Here is a 20,778-nt window from a genome sequence, read left to right as displayed (position 1 = left end):
CTGTAGGACGTGTACGGGGCTGTTAGCGAAGCCGCGCCATGAGCGCATGCTCCACGAGCGTGATCAACCCGCTCTTCGCATCCGCACGGTGTCGGGCGTCGGTGGTGATGATCGGAGTGTCCGGGCCGATCTGCAGCGCCTCGCGGACCTCGTCGGGCGTGTACGGCTGGTGGCCGTCGAAGCCGTTGAGGGCGATGACGAAGGGCAGGCCCGAGTTCTCGAAGTAGTCGACGGCGGGGAAGCAGTCGGCGAGCCTCCTCGTGTCGACCAGTACCACCGCGCCGATCGCGCCGCGTACGAGGTCGTCCCACATGAACCAGAAGCGGTCCTGTCCCGGCGTACCGAAGAGGTACAGGATCAGGTCCTGGTCCAGGGTGATGCGGCCGAAGTCCATGGCCACCGTGGTGGTGGTCTTGTCCCCGGTGTGGGTGAGGTCGTCGATGCCCGCGGACGCGGACGTCATGACGGCCTCGGTGCGCAGCGGGTTGATCTCAGAGACCGCCCCGACGAACGTGGTCTTGCCCACGCCGAAGCCGCCCGCCACCACGATTTTCGCGGAAGTGGTGGAGCGGGCTGTTGCTCCGCCGCTAGAGCTTGCGAAGTCCACTGAGCACCCTTTCGAGCAGTGTCACGTCTGGCTGGCCGCCGGCGGTCTCGTCGCCGCCCGGCTGATGGATGGCGACAAGTCCGGCCTCCGCCAGGTCGGCTACGAGGATTCGGGCGACGCCGAGAGGAATGGAGAGAAGTGCCGAGATCTCAGCGACTGACTTGATCTCGCGGCACAGATTGCAGATCCGCTGATGCTCGGGCAACTGGCCCTGCAACTGGTGCGGTTGGGCGGTGGTGTGCACCAGCGCCTCGATGGCGAGCTGGTAGCGGGGCCTGGTGCGGCCGCCCGTCATGGCGTACGGACGCACCAGGGGGTTGCTCGCAGCACCTGCGGGCGCCGGTTCAGGGGCGCGTCGCTGTGGTTGCACTGGCTGAATCCTGGGGGTGTGAGGCTGCTCGTACGGGCTCTGGCGGGGGCCCGGCTGCTGCGGTTGCTGATAGGGCCTGCGGTGCTGGCTGGGTGTGGAGGGGAAGTTGTAACGGTTCGGCGCCCCGTCGTGCGGCCCCTGACCCTGGCCGTGACCAGGCGACCAGTTGGCCGATGACGAACCGTCCGGGGGTGTTCCTGAACCTGCCACGTACTCCTCCTCCGACTGTGCCGGGCACCATCATTCTGGAGCCGCGTCCCGAAACCTTACGGCCACGGGGCGCGAAAACGCACCGTACGTCTACTAGTTGAGAAGGCTCCCCTGCAGCTCCGCACGCAGGTCGGGCGTAAGTACGGTGCCGGCGCGGTCGACAAGAAGCGCCATCTCGTACCCAATGAGACCGATGTCCGCATCAGGGTGTGCGAGGACGGCGAGTGAAGAGCCGTCAGAAATGGACATGAGGAAGAGAAATCCTCGCTCCATCTCCACAACGGTCTGGGTCACGGAACCGCCCTCGAAGATCCGGGAGGCCCCGGCGGTGAGGGAGGTCAGACCGGACGCGACAGCTGCGAGCTGGTCGGCCCTGTCGCGGGGGAAGCCTTCGGACATCGCCAGAAGGAGTCCGTCGGCGGAGACCACCACCGTGTGGGACACCCCGGGGGTGTTGTCCACGAAGTTAGTGATCAACCAGTTCAGATTCTGCGCCGCCTGGCTCATCGGGCTCACACTAACGCTCCTGGTTGTAGGTGCTGTCAGGCCCACCGCGGTGATTACCGGTGTCCTGGCCATTCGTGGTGTCACTGCCTGCGCTACGTCCCCGCTGGACGCCGCGGCGCAGGTTGCTCAGCCGACCCCGAACGTCCTCGGGGTCGCGGGAGACCTGAGGGCCGCCCTGTGGGGTCTGTTCCGCCGTGCCCTCGACCAGATTGGCCTTGGGCACCCGCTTCGGGAGACCGGACGGGGTGACCCCACCCGCCTTGGGCTCCTTCAGCGATTCGGCGCGCTGCCAGCGGTCGTCGTTGGACGTACGCCAGCTGCTGTCGTTGTTGCCGAACGCGTCGCCGGCCGGGGCCGGGGTGCTGCCGTTGTCGGCCGCACCGGTGGCGCCGCGGCGCGGAAGACCCGCAGCGGTGGTGTCTTGGACCGCGGACGGGGCCGGGCCGGGACGCTCGAAGCCTACGCGCTCAGCACCGTTCGCGGGAGCCGCCGGACCAGATTCCGGTTCCGGAGAGTACTCGGCCTGATACGCACCCGAGCTGTCGTCGAACCCACCACGCGTCGGCCAGTCGTCCTGGTGAGAGCGGTCCGGGTACGCCACGAACGGCTCGGAGACAGCACCCGTGCGAGCGGCGTGATCGTCCTGACCCGCTTCCGCATAGGGGGCGTCCTGGTAGCCGTCCTGCGCCGGGTAGTACGGATCGTCGTACGCCTGCTGCACGGGCTGGCCCTGGTTGTACTCGTCGTACACGGGGGCCTGCTGACCGTAGGCGGGGTCGTAGCCGCCCTGTTGTTGCTCGAAGCCCTGCGCCTGCGCCTCCAGAGCGGCACGCCGCTCCTCACGCATCAGCGAGCGGCCCACCGGGTCGAGATCCTGGGAGTCGAACGCGTCGCCGTTGTAGCGGCTGTCGTCGAAGCCGAGCTCGGCCGCCGTACGTATGGGCGGGTGGTTGAAGGCCGCGGGCTCCGGGGCCTGCGGCTGCTCCGGCATGATCGAGGAGACGGTGAAGTCGGATTCGGGCAGCTGGTTCTCACCGCCGCCGCCACCGTGCGTGATCCCGTCGGGGAGCATGACGAGCGAGGTCGTGCCGGCCTGCTCGCCGGAGGGGCGCAGCTGGACGCGGATGCCGTGCCGGTCGGAGAGGCGGCCGACCACGAACAGGCCCATGCGCTGGGAGATCGCGGCGTCCACCGTCGGCGGGTTGGCCAGCTTGTGGTTGATGTCCGCGAAGTCCTCGGCCGTGAGGCCGATGCCCTTGTCGTGGATCTCGACCATGATGCGGCCGTCCGGAAGGCGGGTCGCGGTGACGCGGACCTTGGTCTGCGGCGAGGAGAACGTGGTGGCGTTCTCCAGGAGCTCGGCGAGCAGGTGCACGAGGTCGGTCACGGCCAGGCCGTGGATCTCGGCCTCCGGGACGCCCGAAAGCTCGATGCGCTCGTACTGCTCCACCTCGGACGATGCGGCGCGCAGGACGTCGACCAGCGGGACCGGCTGGTCCCAGCGGCGTCCCGGCTCCTCACCGGAGAGGACCAGGAGGTTCTCGCCGTTACGTCGCATACGGGTGGCCAGGTGGTCCAGGCGGAAGAGACTCTCCAGCTGGTCCGGGTCGGCCTCGTTGTTCTCCAGGTCGGTGATGAGGGTCAGCTGGCCCTCGATCAGGGACTGGTTGCGCTGCGAGAGGTTGGTGAAGATCGCGTTGATGTTGCCGCGGAGCAGGGCCTGCTCGGCGGCGAGCCGGACGGCCTCGCGGTGTACCTGGTCGAAGGCGCGTGCGACCTCGCCGATCTCGTCCGTGGAGTTGATCGGGATGGGCTGTACGCGGGTGTCGACGCGGCCGGGGTCGGTGCGCGAGAGCTGGTCGACCAGCATCGGAAGGCGCTGCTCGGCGATGCCGAAGGCGGCCGTACGCAGCTGGCGCATCGCGCGGCTCATCTGGCGGGCCATGAGCCCGGCCAGGATGAAGGCGGCGAGCAGCGCGATCACGACGATGGCGCCGTTGATGTAGGCGGTGCGCTGGGCGTTGGCCGCGATGTCCGCGGCCTCGTCAACGGCCTTGTCGGCCAGGTCGGACTCGATGGTGCGGTACGCGTCGAACTTGGCGCTGGTGGTGGCCCACCAGGCCTCGGGGGTGACGCCCTTGCCGGCGAGGGCGACCCGCGCGCTGGGCTGCGTGGTCTCCAGCTGCGCCATGGCCGCGACCATCGCCTCGGAGGACGGCGGCGGGACGAACGTCTCGCCCTTGGCCTTCGCTGCGGCGGCGGCCTGCTTGGCCTGCTTCTCGCCGTCGGCCTTCAGCTGCTTCTTCGCGGCCTCGAGCTTGGCGACGTCCGCGGGGGTGCCACCACCCGTGTACTCCTCGATGGCGATGCCTTCGAGGTAGGCGTACGAGGAGATCGCCACACGCTGCTTGGCGAGGCTCGTCGCGGTGGGACCGGGCTTGACGAGGAGGTGCGTACCGAGGGAGCGCTGCAGGGAGAGCGCGGCCTTGGTCAGCGAGATCGCGTAGACGGTGCGGCCATAGCTGGTGATGTTTCCGGTGCCGAGACCGAGTTCGTTGGCGAACTCCATCAGGGGGTGCTGGATGGCGACGTAGCCCTCTTCGGTCTGCGCGCCGGAGAGCTTGGAGGTGTACGCGGCCTGGCGCAGGGACTGCAGCCCCGGCTCCACCTTGTGGAAGCCTTCGAGGCGGCGCTCGAGGCCTTCCTTCTTCGGCATGTTCTTGGCCGCGGCGTCGAACTTGTCCCCGGCCTCGTCGGTGGCCTTGCGGGCCTTCACGACGATCGGGTCGTTCTTCTTGCCGCGCAGCAGCGGGGCGGCGGAGAGGTCGCGCTCCTCGATGAGGCGGTTGCCGTAGTTCAGCGACGCCTGCACGAGGCGGGCCGTGGCTTCGGCGTCCTGGGCTTCGCTCCAGGTGTCGATCGATCCCTTGACCTGGAAGCCGCCCATGACGAGGCCGACGAGCACGGGTATGAGGAGGATCGCGTTCAGGCGTGTCGGCACGCGCCAGTTGCGCGGTGACAGTCTTCCGCCGCTGGGGGCCGGCGTCTCCATACCCTGCACATCGGCGGGGGACGCCGCTGTGCGCGGCGGCGGGGTGAAGTTGCCCCGCGTGTCCCGCGTATGCGGCGGTGCGGGGCTCGTCTTGCTTCGCCTCACTCGACCAACAACCTCTCGGCGGCGGAACCTGCACTGGTCCCGCTGTCGTCTCCAAGGCCCGTGCTACTGGGCAGTTCGACGCATTCCAGCACGTCAGGCGGTCCTCTACCAAACAGTAGGAAGCGCAAGTTGTGAGTGGTGTAAGCCTCAGATAAAACGGTCAAATGGAGCGAGCCCCGCCAAAAGGCGGGGCTCTTGTGCGCGTAGCGGCACCGAATGACCGCGACGCGTGGCGGCGCCCGGTGAATTCTCTGTCGAAACGTTATGAACAGAGCGGCCACCCGTGTCAAAGGACACAGACCGCTCTGTTGAATCTACGGCAACTTCCGTATGCCCTCGTCTACTTGAGTCGTGCCATAAGTGCGTGCTCGACCAGCGTGATCAGGCCGCTCTTTGCGTCCGCACGGTGTCGGGCGTCGGTGGTGATGATCGGGGTGTTGGGACCGATCTGCAGGGCTTCGCGCACTTCATCGGGGGTGTACGGCTGGTGGCCGTCGAAGCCGTTGAGGGCGATGACGAAGGGCAGGCCGCTGTTCTCGAAGTAGTCGACGGCCGGAAAGCAGTCGGCGAGACGGCGGGTGTCCACGAGTACGACGGCGCCGATGGCGCCGCGTACGAGGTCGTCCCACATGAACCAGAAGCGGTCCTGTCCCGGCGTACCGAAGAGGTACAGGATCAGGTCCTGGTCCAGGGTGATGCGGCCGAAGTCCATGGCGACGGTCGTCGTCGTCTTGTCCCCGGTGTGGGTGAGGTCGTCGATGCCCGCGGACGCGGACGTCATGACGGCCTCGGTACGCAGCGGGTTGATCTCGGAAACCGCGCCCACGAACGTGGTCTTGCCCACGCCGAAGCCGCCCGCCACCACGATTTTCGCGGAAGTGGTGGAGCGAGCCGGCGCTCCGCTGCTAGAGCTTGCGAAGTCCACTGAGCACCCTTTCGAGCAGTGTCACGTCAGGCTGACCGCCGGCGTTCTCGTCGCCGCCGGGCTGGTGAATGGCGACGAGCCCGGCCTCGGCCAGGTCGGCCACGAGGATCCGGGCCACGCCGAGCGGCATGGAGAGCAGGGCCGACACCTCGGCCACCGACTTGACCTCACGGCACAGGTGGCAGATGCGCTGGTGCTCGGGGAGCAGCCCCATCAGCTGGGCCGGGTCGGCCGTCGTGCTCACCAGCGCCTCTATCGCGAGCTGGTAGCGGGGCCTTGTCCGGCCGCCGGTCATCGCATAAGGACGCACCAGCGGCTGGTCGCCTTCAATCCCGTACGACGCGTGAGAGCCGTACGGGTCATGAGAGGCGTTGGGCGGGGTCATGGATCCTCCGGGCGGGACAGCAGGTGGTCTGCGTGCCGTCTGATAGAGCCGGTGGGGGGCACCAGGTTGGCCGGACGGTGGTCAGTACGTTCGGTCGGTGGGGCGGCCGATGAAGAAAAGTCAGTGCAACAGGCTGCCCTGCAGTTCGGCGCGGAGGTCCGGGGTGAGGACGGCGCCCGCGCGGTCGACGAGCAGTGCCATCTCGTATCCGACGAGGCCGATGTCGCACTCGGGGTGCGCGAGCACGGCCAGGGACGAACCGTCGGAGACAGACATGAGGAAGAGGAACCCCCGCTCCATCTCCACCACGGTCTGGGTGACGGCGCCGCCCTCGAAGATCCGGGAGGCCCCGGCGGTGAGCGAGGTCAGCCCCGACGCGACCGCGGCCAGCTGATCGGCGCGGTCACGCGGGAAGCCCTCGGACATCGCCAGAAGGAGGCCGTCGGCGGAGACCACGACCGTGTGGGACACCCCGGGGGTGTTGTCCACGAAGTTCGTGATCAGCCAGTTCAGATTCTGTGCCGCCTGACTCGGACTCAACTAACGCTCCTGCTGGTGAGTGGGGAAGCTGCCGGTCTGGCCTGTACCGGCCTGGCGACCCTGCTGGATGCCCCGACGGAGATTCGTCAGCCGGCCGCGCACGTCATCGGGCGCACGCGAGACCTGCGGACCTGTGCTTTCCTGCTGCTGCTGTGCGGTGCCCGCGACGAGGTTGGCCCGCGGGACGCGGCGCGGCAGGCCGGACGTGGTGACACCACCGGCGGACGGCTGCCGGACGCGCTCGGCCTGGCGGCCCAGCTCGTCGTTGGGCGAGGTGCGCCAGGAGGCGGCGCTGCCGTTCGTGACGCTGTTGACGTTGCCGCCGCCGGTTCCGTTGGACGCGGGGGCGGGCGCTGAGGCCGGGCGCTGGGGCAGGCCCGGGTTCTGCGGCTGCTGTGCCTGCGGCCGCGAGGGGAGCGGCGACGAGGGCTGCGGGCGCTGCGGACGCAGGGGCTGCTGCGGCTGCTGCTGCTCGGGGGAGCGGTCGCCGCCCTGCGGACCCTGGTGGCCTTGCTGGGGCTGCTGCTGTTGCTGCTGCTGGAACCAGTTGGTCTCCAGCGTGTCGAACAGCGGGGTGCGGCCGTCGCCGGGACCGGCGGGCGGCAGCCCCTCCGACTGCGAGGGCTGCGAAGGCTGCTGGGGGTGCTGCGGCTGCTGCGAAGGCTGCTGCTGCGAGGGCTGCTGCGGCACCGGCGGGATGCCGAGCGGGCCGCCCTGCCCCTGATCACCGGGACCCTGACCCTGACCCTGACCGGAGCCCTGGCCGCGCCGAGGCGCCCCGCCGTTGTAGCCGGGAGCGCTGGTGCCGGGACGCTGGAACTGGCCGGTGCCGGCGGACGCGCCGCCCTGACCACCGAAGACGTCCGGGCGGACGTACTGCCCGGTGCCCTGCTGACCCTGACCCTGGTTCTGGCCCGGACCCTGGTTCTGCCCCTGACCACCCTGCTGACCGTGATCGGTGCTCTGCGGCGAGCCCGTTCCGGGCGGAGGCCCGTTGAAGTCCGGCCGCGGGAACTCGGCGGTCGAGCCGGGGCCCTGCGCGCCTGCGCCCGCCACGGGGTGCGGGAACTGTCCGGTGGACTCCGGCTCCTCGTGCCCGCGCGGGGTGTCGAACGGCTCGCGCGAGATCTGCGGCTGCGCGTTCTCGTCGCTCCAACTGGGCACGCGCGGCTGCGGGTTGCCCCCGGGAAGCTCGGCGCGCGGGCCTCCGCCGCGCGGCGGCAGCTGCGGCCTGCGTCCCTGGTCCCCCGCGTCGTTCGCGGAGGGGCTCATGGGAGCGGCCGGGTTCACCGGATTCGTACGCTGCTGGGGTACGGGAGGCTGCGGCGCGGAACCCTGACCGCGGCCACTGCCCTGCCCGCCCTCGAAGAGGCTGCCACCGGAACCGCCCGTGCCACCGGCGCCGAATCCGGGCGTCCCCTGCCGGGAAGGCTGCTGACCGGAAGGACCCGCCGGAGCGGACGGCGAACCGGCACGCGGCCCCCCGTCACGCGAGGGCAGCGCGGCACGCGGCCCCGTACCCGTGACTTGGCCACGAGGCGGACCCGTACCGAGCCGGCCCGCGGAACCCGCGGGAGCCGAGCCGGGCGCACCGCTTCCGGCGCCGACTCCGCGACGCGCGGCGGCGGCACCCGCGGAGGCCTGCGCGGCGACGGGGCCACCGCTCTGGCCGGGGACGGGCGCACCGGGCTTGTTCGGCGCGTTCTTGCCGCCCTGGGCGACATCGACGGGCAGCATGACCAGCGCGGTCGTGCCGCCGGAGTCCGAAGGACGGAGCTGGATACGGATGCCGTGGCGCTGCGAAAGACGGCCGACCACGAACAGACCCATGCGGCGCGAGACCGAGACGTCCACGGTGGGCGGCGACGCGAGCCGCTCGTTGATCGCGGCGAGGTCCTCGGGGGAGAGGCCGATGCCCGTGTCGTGGATCTCGATGAGCACACGCCCGTCGGGCAGCGCGTGACCGGTGACCTTGACCTTGGTCTGCGGCGACGAGAACGACGTCGCGTTCTCGAGCAGCTCGGCGAGCAGGTGCACGAGGTCGTTGACCACGCGTCCCGCGACCTCGGTCGTCGGAACCGCGGAGAGCTCGATGCGCTCGTACTGCTCCACCTCGGACGCGGCGGCACGCAGCACGTCGACGAGCGGAACGGGCCGGGTCCAGCGGCGGCCGGGCTCTTCACCGGCGAGAACGAGGAGGTTCTCGCCGTTACGGCGCATGCGGGTCGCGAGGTGGTCGAGCTTGAAGAGCGAGGACAGCTGGTCCGGGTCGGCCTCGCGCGACTCCAGCTCGGAGATGAGCGAGAGCTGGCGCTGGATGAGGCCCTGCGAACGGCGCGAGAGGTTGGTGAACATCGCGTTGACGTTGCCTCGCAGAAGCGCCTGCTCGGCGGCGAGGCGGACGGCCTCGCGGTGCACGTCGTCGAAGGCCGCGGCCACCTGGCCGATCTCGTCCCTGGAGTGCACACCGACGGACTCGACGGAGGTGTCGACGTCCTGCGGGTCGGCCTCGGAGAGCTGCTTGACGAGCTCGGGCAGGCGGTCCTGGGCGACCTTGGTCGCGGTGTCCTGGAGGCGCCGCAGCGAGCGGATCATGGACCGGGCCACGACGAAGGCGCCGACGAGCGAGACACCGAGGACGAGCAGGATCAGCGCACCGTTGAGGATGGCGGCCTGCTCGGACTCGTTGCGCAGCTCGCGGGCCTTCTGTTCCATCTCGTTGAGCAGCGTGAGCTCGATCTTGGACATCGCGTCGATCTTGGTGGTGTCGGCGTCCACCCAGTCCTTGTACGACCGCTTGTCCTGGAGCTTGATGCCGCCCTCCTGCTCAAGCACACGCTTGGCGTAGGAGTCGGCGCCCTTGATGGACGAGTTGCCGCCGTCGATCGGCTTGGTCAGCTCGTCGGGGTTGCCCGAGTAGATGCCCTTGAAGGCATCCAGCTTGGAGTTCTCCTTGTCGAGCGCGGCGAAGCCGTAGCGCCGGTCGGTCTCGGAGATCTTGCCGAACGTGCTGTCGCCCGCGGGGAGCGAGGCGGCGATCACGGCGCGCTGCACCGAGGCGTACTCCTTGGCGGAGGAGAAGGCCGTCAGGGCGCGGGTGCGCTGGATCATGTCCGGGTTGCTGGTCGCCTGCGCCATGTCCGAGGACAGGGAGAGCAGCTGCTCGATGAGCTGGCTGTAGGCGTCGACCGTCTGCGAGGTGGAGTTCGCGTCCTTGTACGCGTCCTTGCGGACCTTGGTGATCTGCTGGAGCTGCTGGGTGATCTCGACCGTGTTGGCGCGGACGCCGAGGAGGCCCTTGTCACTGTCGGTGTTGTCGAGCTCCTGCGTCTCCTGGAGGAAACGGTTGTACGCGCGGTCGGTCTTCTGCCGGGAGCCCTTGACCACGTAGTCCGACGACTTCGCGCCGTGCGCGAGGGGACCTGCCGAGCGGTCGCGCTCCTCCTGGAGCGCGGAGGCCAGCTCGGTGGCCCGCTTGGTCATGTCGGTCAGCATCTTCATGTTGTTGAGCTGCTGGATCTCGTCCATCGACTCATTGATACGAAGAGCGCCGAGGGAGGTCGCGGTGATCACGGGGAGCGCGAGCAGCGAGACAAGTCGGGTGGAGATGCGCCAGTTGCGCAGGGCTATTCGCGAGCCGGGGCCGGTGGGCGACTTGGTCGTGCCCGTCGAGCCGCCCGATGCCGGAGCGGCCGTGGGCAGGCTTGTGCCGCCCACTCCGCGCACGGGACCGTGACCGCTGTCGCCGGTCGGTGCCTGCCCGGGGTTCTGGGCGTGCTGGGCCGAGGAGCCGCGGTCGGTCCCGCCGCGCTCCGGCTCCGCCGCAGCGCCGCTGCCATCCCTCTTGAAACGTCCCTGCACTAGCGTCGCAACCTCTGGACCAGGCGTCCCTCCGCACAAACGGCGGGACGGTGTCGGCGTCGTGGGGCGCGAAACGCCCCATGGTGGTCGTGAGTGACCGGCGCTGCTCCCCTTCCCCGCCGCCACTCGGCGCTGCGTTGCGCCCCTGCGCGCCGGTTCGATCCCGCGGCGGTCCCGGGAATTCCAGCACAGTGCAGGATCTCCAACAAGGCCCGTGTGTCGCGCCGGGACTTCCGTGACCCGGCGTGAGTGGCGTGTCACGAGACGTAGAAAGTGATCAGGACAAACCGGTCGATTGGGCCCAGGAAACCCGTGGACCAGGGGTGTCCCAGTGTTCATGATCGGGAGCGGAATGGTGGCTTCAGTGGCGCAATGTCCGATTCCAACAAGCCCTTCACGGGCCTGAATTGACCTATTTGCCCGCTCAGTCGTGAGGAAACTCACATCAAGATCAAGGCCTCATCCAAGCTTTGGGCGGGAATTGGATGTTTAGCCTGACGCTTTACAGGGATGGCACATCCGACAACCGGCGCCCGCCACGCGACGCCTCAACCGACAGGATCCGAACAGCAGATGAAGACCGTCAAGTCGGCGATGTTCCGCAACATAGCCAACCCCCGCCGCACCACCCTCGCGCACCTCACGGATGCACAGGAGGTCGCCCCGGCCGCCGAGCAGCCGGACCACGCACTGGAACTGCCGACACAGACGGCCAACCCGAAGCGCACGATCCTGATGGACGCGCCGGAGCCGCAGCTCCCGCTCGCGGGTTAATACGAGGGGTCGGCCCCCCTTGCCGCGTTAGCCTGGAGCGTCAGACTCCACCCAAAACCAGCAAGGGGCCAACGCTCACGTGCGCATCGCCAGGTTCTCCATCGACGGAAACGTCGCCTTCGGCGCGGTCGAGGGCGAGAGTCCCCCCGGAACGACCGACGGGCTCGTCCTCGACATCATCAAGGGCATCCCGTTCGCGGACTTCGAGCTCTCCGGCACGAAGGTCCCGCTGAGCAAGGTCAGGCTGCTGCCTCCGGTGCTCCCCAACAAGGTCGTGGGCATCGGCCGCAACTACGCGGACCACGCGGCGGAGCTCGGCAACGAGGTCCCCGAGGTCCCGGTCGCCTTCTTCAAGCCGTCCACCTCGGTCATCGGCCCCGGCGACTCCATCGCGTACCCCTCCTTCTCGCAGGAGGTGCACTACGAGGCCGAGCTCGCCGTGGTCATCGGCCGTATGTGCCGCGAGGTGCCGCGCGAGCGCGCCCGTGACGTCATCCTCGGCTACACCTGCGCCAACGACGTCACCGCACGTGACGTGCAGAAGCGCGAGAAGCAGTGGGCCAGGGCCAAGGGCTTCGACAGCTCCTGCCCGCTCGGCCCCTGGGTGGAGACCGACCTCGACCCCTCCGACCTCACCATCCAGTGCACGGTCAACGGCGAACAGCGCCAGCTGGGGCGTACGGCCGAGATGGTCCGCTCCATCGAGGACCTGATCGTGCACATCTCCGAGGCCATGACGCTGCTCCCGGGCGACGTCATCCTCACGGGCACCCCGGCAGGGGTCGGCCCCCTGAACGTCGGCGACGAGGTCGCCGTCACCATCGAAGGCATCGGCACTCTCACCAACAAGGTGATCAAGCGTGGCTAACGCGACTCCCGTACGCGTACGTTTCTGTCCCTCGCCGACCGGCAACCCCCACGTGGGCCTGGTCCGCACCGCTCTCTTCAACTGGGCCTACGCCCGGCACAACGAGGGCGTCCTGGTCTTCCGCATCGAGGACACCGACGCGGCTCGCGACTCGGAGGAGTCGTACGAGCAGCTCCTGGAGTCGATGCGCTGGCTGGGCTTCGACTGGGACGAGGGCCCCGAGGTCGGCGGCCCGCACGAGCCGTACCGCCAGTCGCAGCGCATGGACATCTACCAGGACGTCGCCGCCAAGCTTCTGGACGCCGGGCGCGCGTACTACTGCTACTGCTCCACGGAGGAGCTGGACACCCGCCGCGAGGCCGCCCGCGCGGCGGGCAAGGCGTCCGGCTACGACGGCCACTGCCGCGACCTGACCGCCGAGCAGCGCGCCGCGTACGAGACGGAGGGCCGCAAGCCCATCGTCCGCTTCCGCATGCCCGACGAGGCGATCACGTTCACGGACCTGGTCCGCGGCGAGATCACCGTCCAGCCGGAGAACCTCCCGGACTACGGCATCGTCCGCGCCAACGGAGCACCGCTCTACACCCTGGTGAACCCGGTCGACGACGCCCTTATGGAGATCACCCACGTCCTGCGCGGCGAGGACCTGCTCTCCTCGACCCCGCGCCAGATCGCCCTCTACAAGGCCCTTGCCGACCTGGGCATCGCCAAGGAGACCCCGGCCTTCGGCCACCTCCCGTACGTCATGGGCGAGGGCAACAAGAAGCTCTCCAAGCGCGACCCGCAGGCGTCCCTGAACCTCTACCGCGAGCGCGGCTTCCTCCCCGAGGGCCTCCTCAACTACCTGTCCCTCCTGGGCTGGTCGTTCTCCGCGGACCAGGACGTCTTCTCGATCCCCGACATGGTCGCCAAGTTCGACCTCGCGGACGTGAACGCCAACCCGGCCCGCTTCGACCTGAAGAAGGCCGAGGCGATCAACGCCGACCACATCCGCATGCTGGACGTGAAGGCGTTCGCGGCGGCCTGCGAGCCGTGGCTGAAGGCCCCGCACGCGAACTGGGCCCCCGAGGCGTTCGACCAGGCGGCCTGGGAGGCCATCGCCCCGCACGCCCAGACCCGCATCAAGGTCCTCTCTGAGATCACGGAGAACGTGGACTTCCTCTTCCTGGACGAGCCCGTCGAGGACGAGGCGTCCTGGACGAAGGCCATGGGCAAGGGCGACCCTGCCGCCCTCCTGACGACGGCCCGCGCCAAGCTCGACGCCGCCGACTGGACGTCCCCGGAGTCCCTCAAGGAGGCGGTCCTGGCCGCCGGCGAGGAGCACGGCCTGAAGCTCGGCAAGGCCCAGGCCCCGGTCCGCGTGGCCGTCACCGGCCGCACGGTCGGCCTGCCCCTCTTCGAGTCCCTGGAGATCCTGGGCAAGGAGAAGTCGCTGACCCGCATCGACGCGACGCTGGCGAAGCTGGCCGCGTAGGCGCGCCAGCACGCACGTGCAGCACGAAGGGCCCGGAAGCCACCACGGCTTCCGGGCCCTTGGCGTACGTTCGAGGCATGCCGATCAAAGCCGTGGTCTGGGACGTAGACACTGCATTCTTCGGGGGCTGTGACACAAGCAACTCCGTCGCGGGCCCCCGAACCCCCAGCCGGGAGCGGCGGCTGCGATTACCGTCGGTGCCATGCCGATCAAAGCCGTGGTCTGGGACGTAGACGACACGATCTTCGATTACGCGCACGCCGACAGTGCAGGTATGCACGCCCACCTCACCGCCGAAGGCCTCATCGAGCGGTACGAGACCGCCGAGCGCGCCCTCGTCCTGTGGAAAGAGGTCACCGAGCGGCACTGGGCCCGCTTCAGTGCCGGAGGGATCGAGTTCGAGGCCCAGCGCCGCGACCGCGTGCGCGAGTTCCTGGACGCCGTCCTGACCGACCAGGACGCGGACGCCTGGTTCGAGCGCTATCTCGTCCACTACGAATCCGCCTGGAAACTTTTCCCCGATACCCTCCCCGTCCTGGACTCCCTCGCCGGTGATTACCGTCACGCGGTCCTCTCCAACTCCGCCCTGACCGTCCAGGACCGCAAGCTGCGCGTCCTCGGCGTGCGCGACCGCTTCGAGTCCGTCCTGTGTGCCGCCGAACTCGGCGTCTCCAAGCCCGCGGCGGAGGCCTTCCTCGCGGTGTGCACGACGATGGGCCTGGCTCCCGAGGAGGTCGCCTATGTGGGGGACCAGCCGGAGATCGACGCGCGCGGTGCCCGTGACGCGGGTCTTCTCGGGATCTGGCTCGACCGCAACAGCACGTCCCAGGAAGGCCCGTCGGGCGTGCACCGCATCACGCGTCTCGCCGAGCTGCCGCCGCTGCTCCGCGGCGATACCCGTTTTGGAGCGCCGTCCACCTTCGGGTAATGTTCTTCCTGCGCCGCCCGAGAAGGCCGAAAGGTCCGGACAGGGAGACGCAAGTCGAAGCAAAACTCCCGCAAGGGGTTGCGTATCGATGGCCTATGGTGTAATTGGCAGCACGACGGTTTCTGGTTCCGTTAGTCTAGGTTCGAGTCCTGGTAGGCCAGCTCGCAGAGCTTATCTGCAACGCCCCCGTTGTGTAGCGGCCTAGCACGCCGCCCTCTCAAGGCGGTAGCGCCGGTTCGAATCCGGTCGGGGGTACAGATCCTTCCCATGGAAGCAGTCCGGGTCGCACCCGCTGCAGCCGATGCAGGATCGCTAGGGCCCCCGTTGTGTAGCGGCCTAGCACGCCGCCCTCTCAAGGCGGTAGCGCCGGTTCGAATCCGGTCGGGGGTACGCAGGTCTAGCTGGTCTAGACCACAGTGGGCTATGGTGTAATTGGCAACACGACGGTTTCTGGTTCCGTTGTTCTAGGTTCGAGTCCTGGTAGCCCAGCGCAGTACAGCAGGACAAGCTAGCCCCCGTTGTGTAGCGGCCTAGCACGCCGCCCTCTCAAGGCGGTAGCGCCGGTTCGAATCCGGTCGGGGGTACGCGAATCGAGAAGGGGCCTTCCCGCAAGGGAGGGCCCCTTCGTTGTTCTCTTTCCGGCTCTCCGGCTCTCCGGCTCTCCGGCTTTCAGGCTCTCCGGTTCTTAGCGGTCAATCCTCTTGCCTGTAGCGGCGGTTGGCCTCCTCCGCCTGGGCGAGCCTGCGCAGGCTCAGCAGGACCGGTTCGTAGAGGACGGTGAGCGCGACCGCCGCCTCGAGCTGCTCGTCCGGCGACTCGTAGCGCTCCACCAAGTCCAGGTCGGCTACGGCCAGTTGACCGGCCGAGCGCGCGTAGGGCGCCAAGTCGTCGACGCCGCAGGGGTATCCGAGCCGGGCGAGCGTCGCGACCGCGGTCACGAGCATTCCGTACGCCGGTGACTCGGGCCCGTAGCCCTGCCCGTACCGCCAGTCGATCCGTTCGAGCAGGGCGTCGACCGTGTGCCGTGCCGTCACCGTCGCCGGGTCGTCCTCGACGGGCTCGGGGCCGTGGGGGAGTGCCCACACGGCCGTGCCCAGGCGGGAGCTGTGGTCCAGGGAGTCGTCCTCCAGGGCGGAGAGCACCTCCCTGGCGGATGCGACCGGCACCCGGCCCACCTGGATGAGCGCGCGGACGAGCCGCAGCCGCTGCAGGTGCTTCTCGTCGTACTCGGCCTGCGTCGCGCTCACGCGGCGGCCCGGCGGGACCAGGCCCTCGCGCAGGTAGTACTTGATCGTGGCCGTCGAGACCCCGCTGCGCGTGCTGAGCTCCGCCAGTCTCATCGGCTCGCTTTCCCTCTTGTTCTCTCTTGCCTTGTCCCTCTTGCGCGTTCGCTTGGGGAGTGGCACTATCCAATCATGGATAGCGAAACTATCCAACGCTCTCTGGAGGGGAAACCATCGTGAGCAGCAAGCCGATCGAAGGGCGCATGACCGCCGACGCGCAGGGCGGCGTGACCGTCTTCAACATCGGGATGCGCATCAACAACTTCCGTGCTGTGCGCAGCTGGTGGCCCGTCTTCCGGGCGATGCCGCAGATGCTCAAAGAGCTGTCCAAGGACCCGGAGATCGGCCTGCTGGGGTACGAGCTGCTGCTCGGCGCCCCGCGCGTGCTGTACATCGTCCAGTACTGGGAGTCGTCGGAGAAGCTGCTCGCCTACGCGTCCGCACAGGGCAAGGAGCACAGGCCCGCCTGGGCCGCATTCAACCGGCGGATGCGGGAGGGCAAGGGGAAGGTCGGCTTCTGGCACGAGACGTATGTCGTGCCGGCCGGTGGCCATGAGCAGGTGTACGTGAACATGCCGGAGTTCGGCCTGGGGAAGGCCGTCGGAGTGGTGCCCGTCGGGCGGCGCGGTGAGGGTGCCGCGGACCGCCTCAAGGCGGCCTGAGGGTATATACGAGAACGCCCGAGGGGTCGCCGCGGCGTTGAGGCGGCCCCTCGGGCGTTCTGTGTGCTGTCCGTGAGTGGTGCGGGTCGGTCGTCAGCCCGTGCGGCGCAGGGCCTCAGACAGGCGTCCGGCCGCGTCGATGACCGCTTGGGCGTGCATGCGGCCCGGGTGGCGGGTCAGCCGCTCGATCGGTCCCGAGACCGAGACGGCGGCGACCACGCGGTTCGACGGGCCGCGCACGGGGGCGGAGACGGACGCGACGCCCGGCTCTCGCTCGCCGATCGACTGGGCCCAGCCCCGGCGGCGTACGCCCGAGAGGGCCGTTGCCGTGAAGCGGGCGCCCTGGAGGCCGCGGTGCAGGCGCTCAGGCTCCTCCCAGGCCATCAGGATCTGCGCGGACGAGCCCGCTTTCATCGTGAGCGTCGAGCCGACGGGGACCGTGTCCCGCAGGCCGGAGAGGCGCTCGGCCGCGGCGACGCAGATGCGCATGTCGCCCTGGCGGCGGTAGAGCTGCGCGCTCTCGCCCGTCACGTCACGCACATGCGTGAGGACAGGGCCCGCCGTGGCGAGCAGCCGGTCCTCGCCGGCCGCCGCCGCGAGTTCCGAGAGCCGCGGGCCGAGAATGAAACGGCCCTGCATGTCGCGCGCCACCATCCGGTGGTGTTCCAGTGCCACAGCCAGGCGATGTGCCGTGGGTCGTGCGAGTCCGGTGGCCGCGACCAGACCCGCGAGGGTGGCCGGGCCGGACTCCAGGGCGCTCAAGACGAGAGCCGCCTTGTCGAGAACGCCGACGCCGCTAGAGTTGTCCATGCGTCGATACTCGCGTCTCACTCTGTGAAACGCAAGTTCAATTTCCCATGGAACACGTCACCCTGTACGTGCGATCCGCGGACCAACGGATAGCGGTCCACGCACGGTACGAGGGGTACGGGCGTGGACGAAAAATTCTCTAGTTGGGCCGGCGCCAACACAGCCGGTCGGAGGGAAAGCGATGGGTAGGACACTCGCGGAGAAGGTCTGGGACGACCACGTCGTCCGGCGCGCCGAAGGCGAGCCCGACCTTCTCTTCATCGATCTGCACCTGCTGCACGAGGTGACGAGCCCGCAGGCCTTCGACGGCCTGAGGCAGGCCGGTCGCCCGGTGCGGCGCCTCGACCTCACCATCGCCACCGAGGATCACAACACCCCGACCCTCGACATCGACAAGCCCATCGCGGACCCGGTCTCGCGGGCCCAGTTGGAGACGCTGCGCAAGAACTGCGCCGAGTTCGGCGTGCGGCTGCACTCGCTCGGCGACGTCGAGCAGGGTGTCGTCCACGTGGTGGGCCCCCAGCTGGGACTGACGCAGCCCGGCACGACCGTGGTCTGCGGCGACTCGCACACCTCCACGCACGGCGCCTTCGGCGCGCTGGCGTTCGGCATCGGCACCTCCCAGGTCGAGCACGTCCTGGCCACGCAGACGCTGCCGATGGCGCCCCCGAAGACCATGGCCATCACGGTGGACGGCGAACTGCCCGACACCGTCACGGCCAAGGACCTGATCCTCGCCATCATCACCAAGATCGGCACCGGCGGCGGCCAGGGCTACGTCCTGGAGTACCGCGGCTCCGCCATCGAGAAACTCTCGATGGAAGCCCGCATGACCATCTGCAACATGTCGATCGAGGCCGGCGCCCGCGCGGGCATGATCGCCCCCGACGCGACCACCTTCGACTACATCGAGGGCCGAGACCACGCCCCGAAGGGCGAGGAGTGGGACGCGGCGGTCGCGTACTGGAAGACCCTGAAGACGGACGAGGACGCGGTCTTCGACGCCGAGGTCTACATCGACGCCACCCAGCTCGCGCCGTTCGTCACCTGGGGCACCAACCCGGGCCAGGGCGCGCCGCTCTCGGAGCGGGTCCCCGATCCTGCTTCGTACGAAGACGCCTCGGAGCGGTACGCCGCTGAAAAGGCCCTGGAATACATGGGGTTGACCGCAGGGCAGGCGCTGCGCGACATCAAGGTCGACACCGTCTTCGTAGGTTCCTGCACCAACGGCCGCATCGAGGACCTGCGTGCGGCCGCCTCCATCGTCGAGGGCCGCAAAGTCGCCGACGGCGTAAGGATGCTGGTCGTTCCCGGCTCGGTCCGGGTCGCCCTGCAGGCCATCGAGGAGGGCCTGGACAAGGTCTTCACCGCCGCGGGCGCCGAATGGCGGCACGCGGGCTGCTCGATGTGCCTGGGCATGAACCCCGACCAACTTGCCCCCGGCGAGCGCTGCGCATCGACGTCCAACCGCAACTTCGAGGGCAGGCAGGGCAAGGGCGGCCGCACCCATCTGGTGTCGCCGCAGGTCGCCGCCGCCACCGCGGTGACCGGGCATCTTTCCTCGCCCGCCGACCTGACCGATGCCCCTGACGCCCCCGTCACCGCCGGAGTCTGAGAGCCATGGAAGCATTCACCACGCACACCGGCCGGGCCGTTCCGCTGCGCCGCAGCAACGTCGACACCGACCAGATCATCCCCGCCCACTGGCTGAAGAAGGTCACCAGGGACGGATTTGAGGACGGGCTCTTCGAGGCCTGGCGCAAGGACGGCGAGTTCGTCCTGAACAAACCCGAACGCCAGGGAGCATCGGTTCTGGTCGCGGGACCCGACTTCGGTACGGGCTCCTCGCGCGAGCACGCCGTGTGGGCCCTGCAGAACTACGGCTTCAAGACCGTCATCTCCCCGCGCTTCGCCGACATCTTCCGCGGCAACTCGCTGAAGAACGGTCTGCTGACCGTCGTACTCGACCAGCAGGTCGTGGACGCGCTCTGGGCGCTCACGGAGGCCGACCCGCAGGCCGAAATCACCGTTGACCTGCAGGATCGCCAAGTCCGGGCCGAGGGCGTCACCGCCGACTTCGAGCTCGACGAGAACGCCCGCTGGCGTCTCCTGAACGGTCTGGACGACATCAGCATCACGCTCCAGAACGAGCCGGACATCGCCGCGTACGAGTCGACGCGCCCCTCGTACAAGCCGCGGACGGTGCAGGTCTGACACCCCCGCAACACCCTGGTGTACCCCCAATCGTGGACGGTTGGGGGTACATCTGTGTCTGCCCCTTTCCGGGTGCGCGATGACCTGAACGGGTGGTCTCAACTCCCTTGATTCAGACGGTAGAAGAGGCTTGAAATCCCCTTGTACTCGCTCCGACCGGGTACCCTCAGGAGGGCGCCGGATGTGGGTAGTTACCCCCTGCGGAGGCGACAACTCGCCCCAGATGGCACAATCGGTGCATGGAACGTGACAGCCAACTCGAGCTCTACGGGCTTGTTGCGGACCAACTGAAGGAAGCGCACTCAAGGGTGCGTGCACTGCAAGTCCCGGAGGGCGTACGGATGGCGCTGACCCGGAAGCTGCTGGTCATTACGGCTGCGGCCAAACACGATCTCGCCGATGCGGCAAGGCGTCTGGAGCTATTGATGGCGTCCCTCGACCAAGCTGACGAGGGCCGATTCCCCGAAGACACCTGAGCCACAAGGCTCAAACGGGCCTTCGAGGAACCTTCGAGGAACTCATGGACAGCCGAGTTCGTTGCGGCACAAGGGTGATTAGCCCGTTTCGTGTTTGATTTGCGGTATATATCTGCCTAACGTGCGAAAAAGCCTGGCGAATACGCTCGGGCGAGGTCTCCGAAGGGGAAGACGTGAACAAGGCGCAGCTCGTAGAAGCGATTGCCGACAAGGTGGGCGGCCGCCAGCAGGCCGCCGACGCCGTGGACGCGGTTCTGGACGCAGTCGTCCGTGCCGTGGTCAGCGGAGACCGTGTTTCGGTCACCGGTTTCGGCTCGTTCGAGAAGGTTGACCGTCCGGCCCGTTACGCCCGCAACCCGCAGACCGGGGAGCGCGTTCGGGTCAAGAAGACCTCGGTTCCGCGTTTCCGCGCAGGACAGGGCTTCAAGGACCTGGTGAGCGGCTCGAAGAAGCTCCCGAAGAACGACGTCGCGGTCAAGAAGGCGCCCAAGGGCAGCCTTTCGGGCGGCAGCGCTTCGGCGACCGTCAAGAAGGCGGCGGCCAAGAAGGCCACGGCCAAGAAGGCGGCGGCGAAGAAGGCCACTCCCGCCAAGAAGACCACCGCCAAGAAGACGACGGCGACGGCGAAGAAGGCGACCGCCAAGAAGACCACCGCCAAGAAGACGACGGCGACGGCCAAGAAGGCGACCGCCACGGCCAAGAAGGCGACGGCCAAGAAGGCCGCTCC

Annotated in this window: 19 protein-coding genes and 5 tRNA genes; 14 read left to right on the top strand and 10 right to left on the bottom strand. The window is 68.6% G+C overall.

The features are described 5' to 3' along the window. Nucleotides 1-22: 22 nt before the first annotated feature. The 8 genes from ACFQ7F_RS37395 to ACFQ7F_RS37360 form a co-directional block, all read right to left on the bottom strand. Nucleotides 23-607 (bottom strand): ATP/GTP-binding protein, encoded by a 585-nt coding sequence (locus ACFQ7F_RS37395; RefSeq protein ID WP_190084708.1) that lies wholly within the window; start codon nt 605-607, stop codon nt 23-25. Continuing rightward, a complete protein-coding gene (locus ACFQ7F_RS37390; protein ID WP_383280927.1) occupies nt 588-1,187 on the bottom strand; it encodes a DUF742 domain-containing protein in 600 nt (199 codons plus the stop codon). The genes ACFQ7F_RS37395 and ACFQ7F_RS37390 overlap by 20 nt, the downstream gene beginning before the upstream one ends. Before the next feature lie 93 nt (nt 1,188-1,280). Beyond that, nucleotides 1,281-1,694, bottom strand: coding sequence for a roadblock/LC7 domain-containing protein (locus ACFQ7F_RS37385; protein WP_135330751.1), 414 nt, complete (start codon nt 1,692-1,694; stop codon nt 1,281-1,283). 10 nt (nt 1,695-1,704) lie between these two features. After that, entirely contained in the window at nt 1,705-4,851 is a 3,147-nt protein-coding gene (locus ACFQ7F_RS37380) for a nitrate- and nitrite sensing domain-containing protein (RefSeq protein ID WP_383280924.1), read from the bottom strand. A gap of 340 nt (nt 4,852-5,191) precedes the next feature. After that, complete coding sequence (locus ACFQ7F_RS37375) at nt 5,192-5,776, bottom strand: ATP/GTP-binding protein (RefSeq protein WP_190084711.1); 585 nt, start codon at nt 5,774-5,776, stop codon at nt 5,192-5,194. Further along, entirely contained in the window at nt 5,757-6,161 is a 405-nt protein-coding gene (locus tag ACFQ7F_RS37370) for a DUF742 domain-containing protein (protein ID WP_190084712.1), read from the bottom strand. The genes ACFQ7F_RS37375 and ACFQ7F_RS37370 overlap by 20 nt, the downstream gene beginning before the upstream one ends. 120 nt (nt 6,162-6,281) lie before the next feature. Beyond that, nucleotides 6,282-6,701 (bottom strand): roadblock/LC7 domain-containing protein, encoded by a 420-nt coding sequence (locus tag ACFQ7F_RS37365; RefSeq protein ID WP_098244998.1) that lies wholly within the window; start codon nt 6,699-6,701, stop codon nt 6,282-6,284. Beyond that, nucleotides 6,702-10,562, bottom strand: a complete 3,861-nt coding sequence (locus tag ACFQ7F_RS37360) for a nitrate- and nitrite sensing domain-containing protein (protein WP_383280920.1) — start codon at nt 10,560-10,562, stop codon at nt 6,702-6,704. Nucleotides 10,563-11,135: 573 nt separating this feature from the next. On the opposite strand from ACFQ7F_RS37360, the gene ACFQ7F_RS37355 reads away from it, so the two are divergent. The 9 genes from ACFQ7F_RS37355 (at nt 11,136) to ACFQ7F_RS37315 (ending at nt 15,190) form a co-directional block, all read left to right on the top strand. Continuing rightward, nucleotides 11,136-11,336 (top strand): hypothetical protein, encoded by a 201-nt coding sequence (locus tag ACFQ7F_RS37355; RefSeq protein WP_383280933.1) that lies wholly within the window; start codon nt 11,136-11,138, stop codon nt 11,334-11,336. Nucleotides 11,337-11,415: 79 nt separating this feature from the next. Beyond that, nucleotides 11,416-12,204 carry a fumarylacetoacetate hydrolase family protein gene (locus tag ACFQ7F_RS37350; RefSeq protein WP_383280917.1) on the top strand — a complete coding sequence of 263 codons (789 nt, stop codon included), beginning with the start codon at nt 11,416-11,418 and terminating at the stop codon, nt 12,202-12,204. Beyond that, nucleotides 12,197-13,678, top strand: a complete 1,482-nt coding sequence (gene gltX / locus ACFQ7F_RS37345; RefSeq protein ID WP_383280914.1) for a glutamate--tRNA ligase — start codon at nt 12,197-12,199, stop codon at nt 13,676-13,678. Before ACFQ7F_RS37350 ends, gltX begins: the two co-directional genes overlap by 8 nt. A gap of 202 nt (nt 13,679-13,880) precedes the next feature. Continuing rightward, nucleotides 13,881-14,606, top strand: coding sequence for an HAD family hydrolase (locus tag ACFQ7F_RS37340; RefSeq protein WP_383280911.1), 726 nt, complete (start codon nt 13,881-13,883; stop codon nt 14,604-14,606). Nucleotides 14,607-14,695: 89 nt separating this feature from the next. Beyond that, nucleotides 14,696-14,767: transfer RNA gene (locus ACFQ7F_RS37335), tRNA-Gln, on the top strand. Nucleotides 14,768-14,788: 21 nt separating this feature from the next. Further along, nucleotides 14,789-14,861, top strand: a tRNA-Glu gene (locus ACFQ7F_RS37330). 62 nt (nt 14,862-14,923) lie between these two features. Next, nucleotides 14,924-14,996: transfer RNA gene (locus ACFQ7F_RS37325), tRNA-Glu, on the top strand. Between the two features lie 27 nt (nt 14,997-15,023). Continuing rightward, a tRNA-Gln gene (locus tag ACFQ7F_RS37320) sits at nt 15,024-15,095 on the top strand. Nucleotides 15,096-15,117: 22 nt separating this feature from the next. Next, nucleotides 15,118-15,190 (top strand) — tRNA-Glu (locus ACFQ7F_RS37315). Between the two features lie 108 nt (nt 15,191-15,298). On the opposite strand, the gene ACFQ7F_RS37310 is transcribed toward ACFQ7F_RS37315, so the two are convergent. Then, on the bottom strand, nt 15,299-15,946 hold the full coding sequence (locus tag ACFQ7F_RS37310; RefSeq protein WP_383280908.1) for a MerR family transcriptional regulator: 648 nt from the start codon (nt 15,944-15,946) through the stop codon (nt 15,299-15,301). A 146-nt stretch (nt 15,947-16,092) separates the two neighbouring features. Here ACFQ7F_RS37310 and ACFQ7F_RS37305 point away from each other — a divergent pair, with 146 nt between their 5' ends. Further along, nucleotides 16,093-16,551 carry a DUF4188 domain-containing protein gene (locus ACFQ7F_RS37305; RefSeq protein WP_383280930.1) on the top strand — a complete coding sequence of 153 codons (459 nt, stop codon included), beginning with the start codon at nt 16,093-16,095 and terminating at the stop codon, nt 16,549-16,551. Nucleotides 16,552-16,644: 93 nt separating this feature from the next. Here the strand turns inward: ACFQ7F_RS37305 and ndgR are convergent, their stop codons facing one another. Continuing rightward, nucleotides 16,645-17,361, bottom strand: a complete 717-nt coding sequence (ndgR, locus tag ACFQ7F_RS37300) for an IclR family transcriptional regulator NdgR (protein ID WP_383280905.1) — start codon at nt 17,359-17,361, stop codon at nt 16,645-16,647. A 181-nt stretch (nt 17,362-17,542) separates the two neighbouring features. On the opposite strand from ndgR, the gene leuC reads away from it, so the two are divergent. The 4 genes from leuC to ACFQ7F_RS37280 form a co-directional block, all read left to right on the top strand. Next, nucleotides 17,543-18,976: a 3-isopropylmalate dehydratase large subunit gene (leuC, locus tag ACFQ7F_RS37295; RefSeq protein WP_383280902.1), complete on the top strand. Its 1,434-nt coding sequence runs from the start codon at nt 17,543-17,545 to the stop codon at nt 18,974-18,976. 5 nt (nt 18,977-18,981) lie between these two features. Then, nucleotides 18,982-19,575: a 3-isopropylmalate dehydratase small subunit gene (gene leuD / locus ACFQ7F_RS37290; protein WP_383280899.1), complete on the top strand. Its 594-nt coding sequence runs from the start codon at nt 18,982-18,984 to the stop codon at nt 19,573-19,575. A gap of 239 nt (nt 19,576-19,814) precedes the next feature. Then, nucleotides 19,815-20,051 (top strand): hypothetical protein, encoded by a 237-nt coding sequence (locus tag ACFQ7F_RS37285; RefSeq protein ID WP_383280896.1) that lies wholly within the window; start codon nt 19,815-19,817, stop codon nt 20,049-20,051. A gap of 173 nt (nt 20,052-20,224) precedes the next feature. After that, a partial coding sequence (locus tag ACFQ7F_RS37280; RefSeq protein WP_383280893.1) for an HU family DNA-binding protein occupies nt 20,225-20,778 on the top strand: 554 nt, incomplete at its 3' end.

It is taken from the genome of Streptomyces sp. NPDC056486 (assembly GCF_042795295.1).
Lineage (GTDB): Bacteria > Actinomycetota > Actinomycetes > Streptomycetales > Streptomycetaceae > Streptomyces.
This window is presented reverse-complemented; position numbering and strand designations above follow the sequence as displayed.

Excerpts from the sequence above, each read along its gene's own strand:
- ACFQ7F_RS37385 (WP_135330751.1), bottom strand. The coding sequence starts at position 1,694 with ATGAGCCAGGCGGCGCAGAATCTGAACTGGTTGATCACTAACTTCGTG.
- ACFQ7F_RS37370 (WP_190084712.1), bottom strand. The coding sequence starts at position 6,161 with ATGACCCCGCCCAACGCCTCTCATGACCCGTACGGCTCTCACGCGTCG.
- ACFQ7F_RS37355 (WP_383280933.1), top strand. The coding sequence starts at position 11,136 with ATGAAGACCGTCAAGTCGGCGATGTTCCGCAACATAGCCAACCCCCGC.
- ACFQ7F_RS37340 (WP_383280911.1), top strand. The coding sequence starts at position 13,881 with ATGCCGATCAAAGCCGTGGTCTGGGACGTAGACGACACGATCTTCGAT.
- ACFQ7F_RS37310 (WP_383280908.1), bottom strand. The coding sequence starts at position 15,946 with ATGAGACTGGCGGAGCTCAGCACGCGCAGCGGGGTCTCGACGGCCACG.
- ACFQ7F_RS37305 (WP_383280930.1), top strand. The coding sequence starts at position 16,093 with ATGACCGCCGACGCGCAGGGCGGCGTGACCGTCTTCAACATCGGGATG.
- ndgR (WP_383280905.1), bottom strand. The coding sequence starts at position 17,361 with ATGGACAACTCTAGCGGCGTCGGCGTTCTCGACAAGGCGGCTCTCGTC.
- leuC (WP_383280902.1), top strand. The coding sequence starts at position 17,543 with ATGGGTAGGACACTCGCGGAGAAGGTCTGGGACGACCACGTCGTCCGG.
- leuD (WP_383280899.1), top strand. The coding sequence starts at position 18,982 with ATGGAAGCATTCACCACGCACACCGGCCGGGCCGTTCCGCTGCGCCGC.
- ACFQ7F_RS37285 (WP_383280896.1), top strand. The coding sequence starts at position 19,815 with ATGGAACGTGACAGCCAACTCGAGCTCTACGGGCTTGTTGCGGACCAA.